This is a genomic window from Arcanobacterium phocisimile, assembly GCF_016904675.1.
Classification (GTDB): domain Bacteria; phylum Actinomycetota; class Actinomycetes; order Actinomycetales; family Actinomycetaceae; genus Arcanobacterium; species Arcanobacterium phocisimile.
Genome location: NZ_CP070228.1, coordinates 306,378 through 323,302 on the forward strand (window position 1 = coordinate 306,378; position 16,925 = coordinate 323,302).

General features: G+C 52.1%; 12 protein-coding genes. 2 read left to right on the top strand and 10 right to left on the bottom strand.

Annotated features, from left to right (window positions below; translation table 11 throughout):
- Positions 1-63: 63 nt before the first annotated feature.
- The 7 genes from JTE88_RS01305 to glpA all read right to left on the bottom strand — a co-directional run bounded on the left by JTE88_RS01305 (position 64) and on the right by glpA (position 11,652).
- Positions 64-3,945, bottom strand: coding sequence for a LamG-like jellyroll fold domain-containing protein (locus JTE88_RS01305; protein WP_204424874.1), 3,882 nt, complete (start codon positions 3,943-3,945; stop codon positions 64-66).
- 238 nt (positions 3,946-4,183) lie between these two features.
- A complete protein-coding gene (gene glpK, locus JTE88_RS01310; protein ID WP_204424876.1) occupies positions 4,184-5,716 on the bottom strand; it encodes a glycerol kinase GlpK in 1,533 nt (510 codons plus the stop codon).
- Positions 5,717-5,782: 66 nt separating this feature from the next.
- Positions 5,783-6,529, bottom strand: a complete 747-nt coding sequence (locus tag JTE88_RS01315; RefSeq protein ID WP_204424878.1) for an MIP/aquaporin family protein — start codon at positions 6,527-6,529, stop codon at positions 5,783-5,785.
- 182 nt (positions 6,530-6,711) lie between these two features.
- Positions 6,712-7,371 (bottom strand): uridine kinase family protein, encoded by a 660-nt coding sequence (locus tag JTE88_RS01320; RefSeq protein ID WP_204424879.1) that lies wholly within the window; start codon positions 7,369-7,371, stop codon positions 6,712-6,714.
- 107 nt (positions 7,372-7,478) lie between these two features.
- A complete protein-coding gene (locus JTE88_RS01325) occupies positions 7,479-8,741 on the bottom strand; it encodes an anaerobic glycerol-3-phosphate dehydrogenase subunit C (RefSeq protein WP_204424881.1) in 1,263 nt (420 codons plus the stop codon).
- Positions 8,738-9,937: a glycerol-3-phosphate dehydrogenase subunit GlpB gene (glpB, locus tag JTE88_RS01330; protein ID WP_204424883.1), complete on the bottom strand. Its 1,200-nt coding sequence runs from the start codon at positions 9,935-9,937 to the stop codon at positions 8,738-8,740. The genes JTE88_RS01325 and glpB overlap by 4 nt, the downstream gene beginning before the upstream one ends.
- A complete protein-coding gene (gene glpA, locus JTE88_RS01335; RefSeq protein ID WP_204424885.1) occupies positions 9,937-11,652 on the bottom strand; it encodes an anaerobic glycerol-3-phosphate dehydrogenase subunit GlpA in 1,716 nt (571 codons plus the stop codon). The genes glpB and glpA overlap by 1 nt, the downstream gene beginning before the upstream one ends.
- 176 nt (positions 11,653-11,828) lie before the next feature.
- On the opposite strand from glpA, the gene JTE88_RS01340 reads away from it, so the two are divergent.
- On the top strand, positions 11,829-12,779 hold the full coding sequence (locus tag JTE88_RS01340; RefSeq protein WP_204424887.1) for a sugar-binding transcriptional regulator: 951 nt from the start codon (positions 11,829-11,831) through the stop codon (positions 12,777-12,779).
- A 20-nt stretch (positions 12,780-12,799) separates the two neighbouring features.
- Here JTE88_RS01340 and JTE88_RS01345 read toward each other — a convergent pair whose 3' ends face one another.
- From JTE88_RS01345 to JTE88_RS01355, 3 genes are read right to left on the bottom strand one after another with little or no spacing between them, the layout of a single operon-like run.
- A complete protein-coding gene (locus JTE88_RS01345; RefSeq protein WP_239519532.1) occupies positions 12,800-13,687 on the bottom strand; it encodes an HhH-GPD family protein in 888 nt (295 codons plus the stop codon).
- Positions 13,684-14,229 (bottom strand): TetR/AcrR family transcriptional regulator, encoded by a 546-nt coding sequence (locus tag JTE88_RS01350; RefSeq protein ID WP_204424889.1) that lies wholly within the window; start codon positions 14,227-14,229, stop codon positions 13,684-13,686. The genes JTE88_RS01345 and JTE88_RS01350 overlap by 4 nt, the downstream gene beginning before the upstream one ends.
- Positions 14,216-15,697 carry an MFS transporter gene (locus JTE88_RS01355; RefSeq protein WP_204424891.1) on the bottom strand — a complete coding sequence of 494 codons (1,482 nt, stop codon included), beginning with the start codon at positions 15,695-15,697 and terminating at the stop codon, positions 14,216-14,218. Before JTE88_RS01355 ends, JTE88_RS01350 begins: the two co-directional genes overlap by 14 nt.
- A 266-nt stretch (positions 15,698-15,963) precedes the next feature.
- Between JTE88_RS01355 and JTE88_RS01360 the strand changes: the two genes are divergently transcribed.
- Positions 15,964-16,893, top strand: coding sequence for a hypothetical protein (locus JTE88_RS01360; RefSeq protein ID WP_204424893.1), 930 nt, complete (start codon positions 15,964-15,966; stop codon positions 16,891-16,893).
- Positions 16,894-16,925: the final 32 nt, after the last annotated feature.

Genomic DNA, 16,925 nt, shown 5'->3' on the forward strand with positions numbered 1-16,925 from the left:
CCGGCCAGAAGTCTATATTTGTGTGGCGACAGTTTTTCTGGCCACCACGCAGTTAGTTGTATATCAGCTTTGTACGGTACGACGGCGAAGGAGTAGACCGCCGGCGAGTGCGAAGAAGCTGACGAGGATGAGGCCGCCAGCGGTGCTGCCGGTATTTGCAAGCAGGTTGCCCGCTTGCGGGTTAGGAGAGCCAGCCTGTTTCTTTTGCGTTATTTGCGGATCAGTTGGTTTCGCGGGGGTTTTAGTCTTTGCGGAAATCGTTAACTCTGCTTTAACCTCACCAGATGTTTCGCCACGTGCAATAACGTGATGTAGACCGGTTGCAAAATCAGTGGGGATAGACCATTGTGTGCTGACCTTGCCATCCGAATCGGCAACAAAGGTACCGAGCTTAACTACGTCAGAGTGGACTTCGATTGTTACTTGTTCACCAGGTTTGAATCCGGCAAACGCGAAGGTCACAGTCTCACCGCGTTGCCCCGAGAATTGCGCTGGATCTGCATGCGGAGCAGCTGGATCGGCTGGCCGGGCTGGATCAGATGGCTCGTCTGGATGAGTAATAATCACATCTGGGTTAATCGTTTCTGCGTCAATCTCGTCATGGGTTGCCGGAGCAGAAGGCACCGTCTTGAAGCAAACTTCAGACAAAGAAACCCATGTATTTTCCCGGGTACCTGCTGTCTCGGTCACATGCAAACGAACAGTAACACGGTCACCGTCTGTCAACATGTCACGTAACTTCGATAAATCTACACTCAACTTATCGTCCATAGTAATGGAGGTTAACTGTGTTTCCTTGCCATCTGGGTCAATAACAGATAGCTTACCGCTACGAATTTGACCATTGATTTGTTGATCTAGCCGGTTGGTTAAATCAAGAACTTTAAGTGCTGAATCGTATTGGAACGAGAAATCAATATTCAGTGGGACTTTTGTGGAATCCCACGGAGTGTGCCAGATTGTACCGGTGTTACCGTCGAACATATTCTTCGGTCCATTTTGGGCTTTGGTTACTTCAGCAGGTAAGTCGCTAGGTAAGGTCACTGCGAGGCATCGTGGATTTTCTTCACCTTCAAGCAACTCGACTGTGAAGTCCGCAGTGCCAGAAACGTTCTTCTCGCCAGCTGTCAAGGTCAATGGGATCTGTACGGCCCCAGATTCTTGCGTAGCTGGAACAATAACCTTCATTCGCAATGTTGCGCTTTGGCCTGGTTCAATCGTTGGTGCCGTGAATGACTCCAGTGGTGATGCGTCTTGTGCTTGTGTTAGCGGCACATCAGTTGCAACAAACTTCCATCCCTCTGGTAGCTGTGCTGACAATGTCCCACCAGTAATTGGGGTTGTTCCAAGGTTCTCAACGGAAACATCGATGATATTTCCGCCACGGTGAACAGTTGTATCATTTGTTGAAATAATAGCTGGGATATTACCTAGCCAATCCAACGAGACCGTAGTGTAGCTGATGAACCCATAGTTATTGTGGCCAGGAGCCGGGGCTTCTGACAAGACGCCGAAACGCCCAGTCGTGAATTTTCCAGTAGCATCCGGCAGTGGAGTAATCGTTGAGTAGCCAGTGAAACCAGACTGGAACGTCTTAGCAGCAGACCAGGTTTGACCATCGTCGTAAGAAATACGGATCGTGCCATTGACTCGCGCTCCAGAATTTGCGGTATTGCTAAACAGTAGGATCTTTGCACGTGGATCATCGGCAGGAGCATCTGGGAATGCGCGAATAATGGCAGCGTTGTTGTTCGGGTCAACCAAATTCTTGTCAACAACAGTTTCACCATAATGTGCGCCGCCATCTTCGGAAATCGCGATACGTCGAGCTGCAACCCCAGCAGCACCACGGTTCGACGCACGCGAATTGACCATCAGGCGACCATCAGAAAGCTCAACAACCTTGTTTTCGTCCATTCCGACACCGAAAGGTTCGCCGGATTTCCACGACTTTCCGTGATCGTCAGAGTAGACGGAAACTGCTTGGAAGATCTCGGTGCCGCTCTTGTTTACTGCGTAGGTGTACTGCTGAACGAGACGTCCCTTATGGGCACGATCAGATCGCAACTGGATGCCCTCGCCAGAAGCGGCGAAGCGAGCACGCATAATATCTGGTTGCGCGGTGATCTCCGGGGTGATGATCCGAGGTTCGCTCCACGTGACACCGTTGTCCTTAGACGACATCACTGCTGCATGGATGACATTGCGGTCTTTTGGATCAACTCCAAGACTCGAACCGCGTAATCCCTCATTGAAGGACTTAACGAAGAACATGAAGATTTCTTTTGTTTCCCGATCAACAACATAGGACGGATCAGAGTAGCCATACTTATTGGGGCCTGGGTGGCCCTGTGCGATAACTTTAGCTGGCTCCCAGGAGTGGCCACCGTCTTTAGAGATACGTTGCACAATCGAATTTGGGTTCGGGGCATCACCGCAACCCGATGGGCGACCATCCCACGAGGCAAGAATCCAGCCGTTTGGAGCAGTTGTCAATGCCGGAATGCGGTAGCATGTGAATTCACCTTCGTATGGCCGGGCAAGAACAACTTGGTCGCCGTCGTTGTAGTCGTGCGGAATTTCGGATGGATCGGGCTCTGCTGGTGGCGTTTGTGGAGCTAATTCTTGGTATTGGCTAGAAATCTCGTCTGCTGAAAGCACGCGGTTGTAGACACGAACATCATCGATCTTACCAGTGAAATTCTGAGCGCCGATCTTATCGAACGGGGCAGTAAATGGATGGGTAGTTGTCCAGTTTTTGGTGCTGGTTAGTTTGCCATTAAGGTACAGAGAAAGACCACGCTGTGCAGATTGAGTCCAAGTGAGCTGATACCACCTGTGTGCGAGGACTGGAGCTTCAGAGTACGTGAGTATCATTTTGTCACCGTCGCCTACGTGTGCACCGTTACCTGCGGCGCTGTCCTTCAGACGCAAATCGAAAGCGAAATGACCACTTTTATCGGAGAGCACTGAGGTGCGCTTGGTAGGTACTGCATCTACGTTAGCCCAATATGAAATAGACCAGTCTGAACCTGCAGTGAGAGTGTGATCGGCATCGAAAGTCATGCCATCGCCGTCGGACACAGCAAGTGACTTACCATTAATAGCGTCGTCGCTAAATGACGCGCCATGGGTAGTTCCGTTGCGGTTTCCGGCCGAATCAGATCCGTCGCCAGCATCAAAACTGTAGTGGTGGATCAATCCGGAAGGATGTGCTTCGTTGTCAGGATCTGCGGGTGAAGTATCAAGGGAGCCGCGACGCTGGTATTCGGCGGCTACCTCAGTGCCGGTTAGGACATGGTCATAGACGCGAACGTCGTCAATTTCTCCAGTGAAGTTCAAACCACCGATTTTATCGAACGGGGCAGTGAAGGTATTTTTTGCAGTCCAGTCTTTAGTTTCGACCAGCTTGCCATTGAGGTACATTGACAGCCCTGCAGCTGAAGACTGCGTCCAGGAGATCTGCTGCCACTCACCGGTGACGATAGGTTCCACTGAGTAGGTGAGGATCATACTGTCGCCCTGACCAACATGCGCACCACTGCCCGGAGCGCTATTCTTTAGACGCAAATCGAAAGCGATATCTCCAGTGTCATCGGAGATGACTGAGGTACGGGCCGTGGGCGCGTTAGCTACCTTGAACCAATACGAAATAGTCCAGTTAGAGCCTGCATCGAACTTCTGGGTTTCGGCGAACGTCATGCCAGCACCATCGCGCACGGACAGTGCCTTACCTGAAATGCCGTTCTCGCTAAAGGTGGCAGAGCCGGTATTGCCGTGACGCTCACCGGCGCTATCGTTACCGGTACTGTCGTCGAAAGTGTAGTGGTGAATCAACCCCGGTGATGTTAGGGAAGTTTCTTCTGGTGGCGCGGCGTAGGCCAATCCGGGAAGTCCAAGTAGAAGGGCGCTTAGGCCCGCCGCTGAGGAAGTAAACCGAGACATCGGTTCTCCTTTTCTATCGCTTATCTTCGTCAGGCTGACATCCGTCATCGTTGAGAGATTCCAGCCTCGTTTCGTCGCTGAAACAAGATAGTTATGTGAGACACAGATAACCACAGTCATTGTCTCTTATTTATCAGACATCCGGCAAGTGTTTATAAGAAAAGGAAAGGTTTGGTGCAAAGTTTGAAAAACTTTGCACCAAACCTTTCCTTAGGAATGCATGCGCAGTATTTATTGACTATCCGTCAATCTTTTCCGTATCTTCATCAATCCAATCGAAAGTACGGGTTACGGCCTTCTTCCACAGGCGCATCTGACGCTCACGCTCAGCAACTGGCATCTGCGGCGAGAAGCGCTTGCCTTCCTTCCAGTTGGCGATAACGTCGTCTTCACCATTCCAGAAACCAACTGCAATACCGGCCGCGTAGGCAGCGCCGAGAGCAGTTGTTTCAGCAACTTCAGGTACCACAACGTCAACTCCAAGCAGATCTGCCTGGAATTGCATAAGGGTATTGTTTGCCGTCATGCCACCATCGACACGTAGCTCAGTGAGGTCAGCAGCAGAATCAGCATTCATCGCCTCGAGCACTTCAGCTGTTTGGAATGCGGTAGCTTCCAGGACTGCGCGAGCCAAGTGTCCCTTGTTGTTGAATCGCGTCAAACCAACGATTGCACCGCGCGCGTTGTCCTTCCAGTAGGGGGCAAATAGGCCAGAGAAGGCTGGCACGAAGTAGACTCCGCCGTTGTCTTCAACTGTTTCAGCTAAGGCCTCGATCTCGGGTGCTGTGCTGATGATACCTAAGTTGTCCCGGAGCCATTGAACAAGAGAACCAGTGACAGCGATCGAGCCTTCAAGAGCATACACTGGCTCTTGGTCACCGATCTTGTAACACACAGTGGTTAGTAGGCCATTTTCGGAGGTGACGGCTTCATGGCCGGTATTAATGAGCATGAAGCAACCCGTGCCATAGGTATTCTTCGCCATACCCTTTTGGAAACACGCCTGACCGAAGGTTGCCGCCTGCTGGTCGCCTAAGATGCCTGAGATAGGAGTATCGATGAGGAGGGAGTTCTTCGCTCCATGGCCATAGACTTCGGACGAGGAACGGATCTCCGGCAACATAGACATGGGGATACCCATGTCGATGCAGATGCCTTCATCCCATTGCAACTTCCGAACATCCATCAACATAGTACGCGAAGCATTGGTGACGTCGGTGACGTGAACTCCTCCATTTGGTCCACCAGTCAAGTTCCACAATACCCAGCAGTCAGTATTTCCAAACAAGAGATCGCCAGCTTCGGCCTTCTCGCGTGCGCCTTCAACATTGTCAAGAATCCACTTAATCTTTGGGCCAGAGAAGTAGGTGGCTAGGGGCAGGCCACAGATCTCCTTGTACTTGTCTGCGCCTGCATCACCGGCAAGTTCACGCACGATAGTATCTGTTCGAGTGTCTTGCCACACGATGGCGTTGTAAATCGGCTTACCGGTGTTCTTATCCCAGACGACGGCAGTTTCGCGCTGGTTTGTGATCCCAACTGAGGCGATTTCGTGGCGGTTGATATCTGCCTTTGATAGGGCTTGACCGATGACTTCGCGAATATTGTCTCGAATCTCTATTGGATCATGCTCAACCCAACCGGCCTTCGGGAAAATTTGCTCGTGTTCTTTTTGTCCAACGGAAACGATTTCGCCGGAGTGGTTGAAGACGATGGCGCGCGACGACGTCGTGCCCTGGTCAATTGCAATAACGTACTTTTTCTCAGTCATTGAGTTTTCCTCTGATTGTGGTTGTCGTAGTCGGCGTCATTACCGACTGAATTCTGGTTGGTATGTTTATAGTCCGGCAAGATTGAGCATATTGGCGCCAAAGAGGACGCCGGCAAGTACGCCGCCGATGATTGGGCCAACTACTGGTACCCAAGCGTAAGACCAGTCGGATCCGCCCTTGCCCTTGATTGGCAAGATTGCGTGCATGATACGTGGGCCAAGGTCACGAGCTGGGTTGATTGCGTATCCGGTTGGTCCACCAAGGGAAGCGCCGATAGATACGATTACCAGAGCGACTGCAAGTGGGCCGATCTGGGTTGGGGTAGAGCCGTTGATGATGACCCAAGCCAAGAGCACGAACGTACCGATGATCTCAGTGATGATGTTGGAGGTGTAGTTACGAATTGCAGGCCCTGTGGCGAAAGTTCCAAGAATTTCAGCCTGATTTTCGTGCGCATCGTAATGATCTTTGTAAGCCAGCCACGCGAGAGCTGCACCAATCATTGCTCCGACCATTTGGCCACCAATATACGTCATAATAGTTGCAAAAGTAACAGGAATGCCAGGAATGAATTCTTCTGCTCCAGTTGCGGCAATGCCGAGAGTTACTGCTGGGTTAAGGTGACCGCCGGTTTTCCATGCGGCATAAACGCCAATCATCACTGCAAAGCCCCAGCCAAAGTTGATCATCAGCCAGCCGGTGTCTTTGCCTTTGGATTTGGTGAGTAAATTAGTTGCTACCACTCCAACACCTAGTGTGATGAGCAACGCAGTACCCAGTGCTTCTGAGATAAAGATTTCTAGTAGAGACATTTTCGCCTACCTTTCTCCTTCCGCTTCGTTGCGGAAAGAAATAACTAAGTGCCAGTTGATATGTAATCTATCACACATCTTCACTATGGCATAGACCTAGGGTTAGAGTGTGGTTAGCGGTCGGGTATGCACAAATGTGCACAGCGATCCAAGGAGGATGCACTCAGTTTCGTATAGTCTTTTTAGATAGACCAGCGTTGTGCGGCTAGCATTTGCGTCAAAACCTCTTGTGCCTCAGTATATGAGACTTTTCGAGCTCCTTTTGCTTCGAGGTCTTTATACATTTGAGGCTCATGCATGAAATGTGCAACGCCGCGACGTAAAAGATTGGGAAGCGGCTTGCGGGCCTCATCAAGATCACGCATCAACCGGAACCAGAAAGTTTGCACGCGAGGGCGGGCGATACATAACGCGTCAGCAAGTATTCCCTCTTTTTTCAGATCATCAATGATCTCTGCCGCGAAAATACCTTCAGCGAGAACGTGGCGCCGCCCATCCATACTCAATGTTCGTTCGCTGACCCGCGCGTTAGAGGGCATGTCATAAATTGGAACAGTCGTTTCACCTTTCGTGCACAGTTCGATCAGTGCATTGATTGCTCCCTGGCGATCCCAGGTAGCAGGGGAATCCCAATCAACCATTCCATGCCGCCGCGGCAAGCTGGGGCGATCGCCGTCGTAATAGAAATCATCTAGCGAAACAACTGGTAACCCGGTGCGTGAAGTGAACCGAGTTTTTCCACTCCCCGATGGTCCGGTCACCAATATGACCTTCGCATGCGGTATACGTTCAATGACGTCAGGGAGGTCGAATAAGCCATCGTTACTTAGAGGAGTGGACATGCAATCCAGTTTACAACCAACTGCACCTCGTCAGAAGACGAGGTGCAGTGGCGTTATCAACTGTTTCGATGTACCAAACTTGTTAGAAGTCTGATTCGCGGGAAGTTTTACTTAGCAAAAATGTTTCCTAAGCCCAATGCGTGATGGATAACCTGGACTGGATGAACAACCTTTGCCCCAGTACCATGCGCAATCTGCCAGCGGCAGGTATCAGTTTCACACGCAGCTAACTGCGGGTTGGTTTCTTTAACCATGTCAAACAACGGCTTGCCGACCCGCTGAGCGATGTCATACTTTTCCTTCTTCAAGCCATACGTTCCAGCAATACCACAGCACGGTTGACCTGATTCCACAACCGTTACACCTGGAATGGTTTCCATCATGCGGATAGCTGGCATGCCAATACCTTGCGACTTGACCTGGCACGGCTGATGGTAGGGAATCGTGATGTCCCAATTAGCCAATTCGGCTACTGGGAATTCACCATTGTCGATCAGCTCGAGCAAGAATTCGGAAAGTTCAACAACCCGACTACCAACATCCATAACAACAGGATCATCGATCCCCAAAATTTCATGTGCCTCATGGCGCAACATTCCAGCACACGAACCGGAAGACCCGATAATTGGTAGGTCCTTACCAGCTTCAGTTAACTGACGAGCAAGTTTTTTCACCTGAGACTCTGCACGGCCGAACAAGCCGTTGGACTGATGTGCCAGACCGCAACAACCCTGCTTAGGAACCAGCACCTCGAAACCAATATGCTCGAGAACTTCAACCGTTGCCTTCGATGTTTCAACTTCGAAATAACCGCCAGCACATCCGTGGAAGAAGACTACTGGACCACGCGGAGCAACGTAGTCTGCACCGAGCTCCGCATCACGCGCACGCTTATGTTTTTTGTACCATCCTTGGAAAGTTTGCATCCGAGCCTTTGGCACTGGTGCATCACGATGGACACCAATGACTTTTTCAATCACAGTACGAATCGGTTTGTTGGCAAGAACAACATTGGCTACTGGGGCAACTGGCGTCATCAACATACCTTCCAAAATGGTTTCTGGAATGATGCGATCGCGTAGCGGCATATGCCCTTCTTTCATTACCGCGCGCGCCTGGGCGTTGATCTCAGCGATCTTCACGCCTTGTGGACATGCAGTAGTGCAAATGCCACAACCTGAGCAGTAATCGAGTGACTTGTCAACAGATTCGCCGACGCGGAAACGTTCAGCTTGTGGGCCAACGAACTTTGGTCCTGTGAATAAATCAGTGACACGAGAAACTGGGCACTGAGTTTCGCATATTGTACACTTCACGCATGAGTCAAGTGACATGCGGGCCATTGAAGCTTTTGCATAATCGAGGCTCATCGGTTTTCTCCTTCACTTATTGCTGAATGGGCAGCTACCCACGCTGAACCCAGCGCAATACCTTCACCTGACTTCTCTACCGGCGCATGCGCTCCGCCCAGAATTGATCCGGCAAGATACATGTTGCGGTAGAGCACATTACCCTCGGTATCTAGCGGATGCATGTGCTGGTCCACTCGGATGCCAGAAGAGAAAATATCGGCGGCTTCACGAACGGGGAGTCCAAAAATACGTTCGGTAATTGTGCCGTCTGGATCGCGAGTGAGTGAACCAGATTCGAAACCGCCACCAGCATGAATAACGGCATCGACACGCGACACGGTGACGCGACCAGCTCGCTGAATATGAACGGTCCGTACAGCTCCATCTTCATGCTCGAACCCAATTACTTGTGCGTTGGTGGAGATGTCGATACGTGAGGCTTTTGTTGCCGCTACGAGGGCATCGTTGAGGCGGCGGCCAGGAACTGACGGCGGGGGAACCGGGACTTCGCTGATTCGCACGCCAAGTTCGTCCGTAAGATACTGGTAAGTTTCTGGTTGAAGACCAAGGATAGCTGGTAGTACCAAAATCTCGTCGGGCTGTGCTTGGCCACGCAATGCATCCAGGAATGCAGCCCGCCCGGATGTCGTATCTAGGAATCGAGCAAAATTCGTTGCTGCAGAATCAGCTTCATTCCCACGCACATCAAGATCGATACTGATCGCACGTGCGGAAACATTGACCAGTGGGGAACGCGAGAGATTATCGGCAATGAGTTGTGCCGGGAAATCCTTGAATTGTTTAATTCCGACGACGACGAGTTTTTGGCCATCTTCAAGCGGAAGGAGAGTTGAATGTAGGCCGAACATTGGGCGTACCGCACCAACTGCCGTCGGAACTAGCGAGTTCGATTCTTCGTCTGCCGGTAATTGAATAAACGGTAAGCGTTGGCCTAGCCAACCTACTGCGTGACGTACTGCCTGTGCACCGATCTTATGATACGGGTGATCAGGATGATCAATAGCTCCGATTGCCTCAAAAGGTTTGGTGACGGGTGCACCTTCAGCGGTCCAGCCATAAACATCAATTCCACCAGTGGAAAGCAACAAGCCACCGAGGCCTTTAGAGATGATTTCGACTCGATGACCAGCTTCGGCCAGCATGAGTGCTGAAGATAGGCCAGCTAGGCCGGCGCCAATAACAACAACTTTCATCACTTGTCACCTTCTTCGTTAGTTGCGGATGTCATGCTTACCGGCTGTGGTTTGATGACCTGAGTTTTGGGTGGCTGTGGGCGGCCGTGAAGCAGACCAAGATCACCGGTTGCTTGTTTGGCTGGTTCGCTCGGCGCTGGTAAATGATCGATATCCAACGTTCCTTGGAGGATCCATTGGTTGAGCGCGGCTTCACGCATTTGCTCTCCGTACAGCAGTGGGTAGACGCCGTCGAAGCGGTTGGTGGTGAACAGCCGCAACATGGTTGAGGTGCGGTCTGCGGCTGCTGCGTTATTTTCGTGCTCGGAATTGCGACGGTAGACTTCGTGCATGACGCCAGCTGCGCGGATTGCGCAGAAAGTTCCTTGGCATGGCCCCATGCCAAGGCGAGTTTGACGGCGAACATCATCGAGATTTGCTTCAGGTTGAGCCGAAAGCTGCTCTTCGATCATTGAGCGGGTGACGAGCTCGCATTCGCAAATAACGGAGTCATGATCGCGAGTCTTTTCAACCTTCGCGAGGCGATCAGAATTGCGATGCGTGCGCTTTCCTTGAGCTGACGGGACAGCTTCGGTTTCGGTGATGCAAGGACGATCTTCTCCCCAGTGTTCCATAAGCGCATCAACAACGTTCTTTGCCATCAACCGGTAGGTGGTGAGTTTTCCGCCGGCGATAGTGAACATACCTGCGATACCGTCGCGTTCGCCGTGGTCAATAATTGCCATACCGCGCGACATGTGGCGGGTATCAGTGGACGATACGCGTGAGTCCTTCACGAGTGGTCGTGCACCTGCCCAAACGTGGATTGCTCGCGATTTCTTGAATCCTGGGATGAGGACTTCACCAGCGTTGAGCATCTGGATCACTTCGTCGTGTTCGATTTCGAGGAAGTCAGGGTTTTCCACAGCCTTATCAGTTGTTCCGATGATGGAGACGGTGTGTGCTGGAACGATGATGTCTCCGTCGGCTGGGTGGATACACCGATTGATAACGCGGTGAGAAAGCCGATGGTTCATAGCTATCATGATTCCCCGGCCCGGGACGACGTCGACGCCGTGGGCTCCAGCCATCGCTGCTACTTGTCCAGCCCATGGGCCGGCTGCGTTAATTACTGCCCGGCAGTCGATCCGAATGTCTTCGTCGGTGCGTTCGTTATGGCAGATGACGGCTGAAACGTTGCCGTTTTCGCTCAAGATTTCGGTGACTTTGTGGTAGGTGAGAGTGAGGGATCCGAGCGCGCGGGCTGATTCGATCAGTCCCCAGCACATACGCCAGCCGTCAACCGCACCATCTTCGACTGCGAACGCACGCTTGATGCCAGGGTTGAGGCGGGGTTCCATTTTTAATGCTTGTGCGACAGAGATTTCTTCGCAGGGAACGTTGGTGTCTTTGGCGCCGTTGATGAACTTGTCGGAGAAGTCCAGAGGATCTTCTGGGGTGACGACGAACAGGCCGCCGGTTTCTTCGACAGCGTCGGCATGGATGCGTCGCATAATGAGGTTTTCCTCGGCGCATTCCGTTGCTGAACGAGGATCGGAGACCACATAACGTCCACCAGAGTGGAGTAGTCCGTGGAATCGGCCCGAAGTTCCTTGCGCGATATCAGCGCGTTCGAGCAAGATTGCGTGGAAACCACGCATTGCCAAATCGCGTAGGATGCCGGCGCCAGTAGCGCCACCACCAACTACGACAACGTCGGTAGATAAAGTCTTCATGGAATTATCCTCACTATCATTGGTGTGCACCATTGCAGTCCTAGCCCCACTTTAGTGAGTTGTGACGAATAGAGCATAATTAGGGGAGCTTAAAATGGTGAATATGCACAACTGTGCACAAACGTTCATGTACAGTGGGAGATGTTCCAGCTGGAGGTTATTGGAAGGTAAAATTCATGTCTGAGCGTGTTTCAGCAGCCTATGAAGCGGCAACAATGCACTATGTGCAAGGTGAGACGATGGAAACGATCGCTCGACGATTAAACGTTTCACGCTCGACAGTTTCACGATTAATCAAGGTGGCTCGCGAAGAAGGGCTTGTGCAAATAACTTTGCATGCACCCCAAGAAACGTCCTCGAAAAACGCCACATGGATCTCGCAGCACTACGGGGTTCGCACCCACGTCGTCCCCATCCCATTCCAAGCTAACGAGGCCCGTAGGCTCACTGCAGTGGCTCAAATGACAGGCGTACTCATTTCAAATTTGATGGAACCGCATACCGTTATCGGAGTCGCATGGGGAAATACAGTTTCGGCGATCGCCGACCACCTCGTTCCACGGCCAGCACATGGATCAGTCGTCGTCCAACTTAACGGTGCAGCAAATCCATCTACTACCGGTATCCCCTACGCTGGTGCAATTATGGAAGCCTTCGGGCGTGCTCATGGGAGTATGGTGCAGCATTTCTCTGTTCCTGCCTTCTTTGACTATGCCGCAACAAAAGAGGCCTTGTGGCGCGAACGCTCAATTGAGTCAGTTCGGAAACTGCAAGCCTCGGCAGATATCGCAGTTTTTGGTGTCGGTTCCATGACTGGCCGAAACGTTTCACTCGTCTATTCGGGCGGATACCTCAGTTCCGACGACCTCGCTTCAATTAAAGACGACGGCGTTGTCGGGGACGTGTGCACTGTACTCATGCGTGCAGACGGTAGTTGGAAAGACCTCGCAATCAACAAACGCGCCTCAGGTCCAACACCAGATGAGCTCAAAAAAATCAAACGCCGACTTTGCGTGGTTTCCGGAGTTGATAAAGTCGTTGCCGCTCGGGCGGCGTTACATGCCGGAGTTGTCACTGATCTGATTATCGACGAAGACGCCGCCGCACGGTTACGCGACCTCGGCTAACCCGACACTATGCAACTTGTTTAGGTTCGCGGCAAACTATAGAATCCGGCGTCGTTACTAGCGATTAAACCGTCAGTTATTAATCCGCGAAACGCTGCCGTGAAACGATCCTCCGATAACGTACTCAACTCGCGGAGCACGTCTTCAGTAAACGACTCATGTGGATTGGCGCGCACCACAGCCATAATCGCTCCGCGCGCCTGCCGGTTCGTCCCCGCCCATTTTTGCGTCGTCCGATTCTGAGCATAGGCATCACTGGGGTAGCCAGCGTTTTTCCAACCACAGCTGTCACTAACCGGGCACACCTGGCAACGCGGGTTACGTGCCGTACACACCAGTGCCCCAAACTCCATAATCGCAGCATTCCAACGCCAAGCCTGATCTGGTTCGGTCGGAACATACTCTTGTGCCAGTTGGCGTTCAGCTTGCGTTTGAGTTGGCGCCGGCAACGCCTGACCGTTCCACCGCGCTAACACTCGGCGAATATTCGTATCGAGAACAACAGAATAGTCTTCATAGGCGAACGCCAAAATAGCGTCAGCAGTATACGGGCCAATTCCTGGCAGACTCAATAATTCCTCGCGTTGGCGCGGAACTTCACCTGAAAACCGTTCAGTAATAGCTTGGGCACATTCGCGTAACCGTAGCGCCCGGCGCGGATACCCCATGCAATCCCATGCCAGAAGCACATCGGCGGCTGTAGCGTTCGCCAGATCGGTGGGGGTGGGCCAGCGCTCCAGCCACAGATACCAGGTTGGTTCGACACGTGCGACCGGTGTTTGTTGACTCATCACTTCGCATAGCAAAATCGCCCAAGGATCGCGGGTTTGCCGCCAGGGCAGTGGCCGGGCGGACTGAGAAAACCAATTGGTGAGTTGGGAGTAGAGGTGAGAATGCTGTGCGGTCACGATTCGTTGCCTGGTATGAGGTTAAGTGCGGCGTCCACAAGCGCGGCGCGTTGTTCTTTGGTTAATTTTCGACCGTTAATATAGTCGTGCGCCCACAAGCCATCGGCAATGAGTTGTACCAGATATGCCTGACATGCTCGCGGATCGGTAGTGATTTTGTCCGGAGCACACGTCCATTGGTCGAGTGTTTCGGACCAGATCGTGTACAGCTCTGGGGTGGAAGCAGCGTCGATCGTCATTAACAGTTCAGCGCGCGTAGCTGCATGTTGTGAGACGGCAAGGTTAGCTTTGAGGATAGCGGTCACCGACGTCGGATTGTCCGTGGCGTCGAGGCTTTCGCGCAGACTCTCTTCCCAGTGTTGGGCCATGTAGCGGTGTGCTTCTTCGAGCATTGTTTCACGTGACGGGAAGTGATAGATGAGCCCAGATTTACTCAACTCACATTTGGTGGCGACAGCTTCGTAGGTTACTCCAGAAACCCCGGATTCTTCGATAATTTCAACGATAGCTTTGAGTATTGTGGTCTTCTTACTCGTGCGCATAGGGAGTTTCTTTCGGGTTTCCGCGTAGTGCATATGCGGTGACGACGACGGCGATTGCGGTGAAGATTAACATGAGTAGCAGCATGTTTAAATATGCTGCGTCGTAGCCGGCGCGTGCGCTATCTGCCAAAGTCGGGTGGGCTAAGCCGTCAACAATTGAGGATTGGATTGCCGTGGGTACATTCTTTCGATAGAAGAAGGGGAGCAGACTACCGACGATAGCTACCGAAAAAACGGTGCCGATCTCATAGGAGACTTCTTCGACTGCAGCTGCCATTCCGGCTCGGCTTTTTGGTGCGGAGCCGATAATTGCGGTAGACGAAACACTCATAACCAATCCTATGCCGGCACCCATGAGGGCAAGTCCGGTAATAGTTAGCCATAAGAGGGTCTGAAGTACACCGAAGTACACGATGGTCAATCCAATACCGGCTATGGTAAATCCGCCAGAAATAAGCGTTCGGAAACCGGCAATATGAAGGATTGCCCCACCGAGCGCAGAGGTGAAGAAGGCAGCGACTGCTGCTACTGCAACTAATAGCCCGGCTTGTAACGGTGTATATCCAGCAGACATTTGGAAGCGCTGGGTGGTCATGAGTTCCGAGCCGCCGATAATGAACAGACTCATGCCAGCTGCGAGCGCGCCGGCTGAGAACATGCGTGAATAGAAGATTGAGAATTCGATCAAGGGGGCAACGAGTTTATCTTGACGTAGTTTGAAAGCTACGGCGCCAGCGATAGCAGAAATGAGTGATGCGATGACGATCCACATATGCTGCTGCCCGGCAATTTCCTTGATGAACATCACCATTCCGAACATAGCGAACATGGCGTAAAGGCTGGAAAGTAAGTCCCAGTGTTTTTCCGGGGATGCGATGTTTGCCGGTGCGATTGCCAGGGTGGTAAGAAAGGCGATTATGACTACCGGGATGTTGATTAAGAATATCGAGCCCCACCAAAAGTGACCGAGTAAGAAGCCACCAACTACCGGGCCAGCTGCTGCGCCAACGGAGGCGGTAGCAGCCCAGATGCCGATCGCAGTGGCGAGTTCTCGGGGATCTGTGAAAGTGGTGCGCAGTAGTGCCAAGGTAGCTGGCATGAGAGTAGCGGCGGCAAACCCGAGAAGTGCGCGTGCCGCAATAAGTGCCCATGGATTAGGGGAGAAAGCAGCGGCAAGCGAGGCGATGCCGAAGATGACAAGACCGATCATCCACATGCGACGGTGGCCGATTTTATCACCGAGCGTACCTGTACCAAGCAGGAGGCCTGCTAGAACTAGCGGGTAGGCGTTGATAATCCAGAGCCCTTGGAGCTCGGTAGTGTTCAATGCGGTACGCAGTGCTGGCAGGGCAGTGTAGAGAACTGAGTTATCTACCCCGACGAGGAACAAGCCAAGGCTAAGAACCGCGAGGAACATCCACTTGTGTGGCGTGGGCGGTTGTTTGGGAACAGAAGAGAGACTCGACATGCCCATAACTGTACCGAACGGTCGGTGTAGTTATAGGCGTGAAATGATCTTTCGTCATCGATCTCTCACTTGATCAATCATTATGAAAGCTGGAGAAATCTACGTCGTTTTCGGCAGGTCTTAAAAACTCACCTTGTGTTATGTCATTTCTGAATGCCAAGGAAAGAAGATGCATGAGGGAACAGCCTGGGTGGGAAAACGTGAAAGTCACCATCTGACGGCGTGGACGTTTCGTTGTTTGGGCGTTGACAGATACCGTTGGTCTTGTGAATAATCAGCGCGGTTCAGGTTCTCGTCCATCAGCGAAGGGTGGGCGCTCGTCGGCTACCCCTCGAAACGCACGGACACGCGGTACCCGTACTCATGCCAGTGAGCAGCCACGCCAAACGCGAGCCGCTAGTCAGCCTCGTCGTGCTACGAATGCTGCGCAATCCAGGCAAGAGGTGCGCTCGCGAGCAGACCAGGCGCAGCGACCACGTCGGCCCCAACGAGTTTCCGGTGGGCGAGTGCCAGCTAACGCGAGTGGAAAAACTCCTGTTCGACGTCGTCCTCATGATGAGGCACGTTCGCGTGATGGGCGTTCTCACGCCCATCAGCGCCAAGCGGCTATTCGAGCACACCAGTTGCGTGCAGTCAAACAACGCCGTCGCCAACTTCGCTGGATATCGCTTATTCTCGCATTTTTGTTAGTTATTGCCGCGTCCTTGTGGCTAGTGTGGTTTTCGCTGAAGAAAATTGAAGAACATGCTGCTCCGCCCGATCCAGCCAGAGCTTTTGATCCGGTTCCGTGTCAGTTGGACTTTTTGACTACTGAGCTGTCGCGAGAGGGAAATACTGGCGGACAACCGATTGCAATTAGTGTTTCGGTGAAAAATACTGGCAGTAAAGTGCCATGTTCAATGGAAACATCTGCATCCGATTTCAAAGTAACGATCAATACTGGTGATATTAAGGTCTTCGATTCCGAAACCTGCGAAGCTGGCATAAGTGCACCCCGCTTGTTACTTGATAAGGGCGTAACTACCACACAGACATTCACGTGGAATGGAATGTATGGGGGCAAGATGTGTGGTTCAAACGCTCCGGCTGCGGCAGGATCCTATGTAGCCAATGTGTACTACATGGGTGAGAAAATGACTGAGAAGGGCCTGCCGTTCCAAGTGTTCTCAGCTCCGGTTCCTGCTGAGAACAACTAGAAGTAAACGCTAGCACAGCCGGCAATTATGGA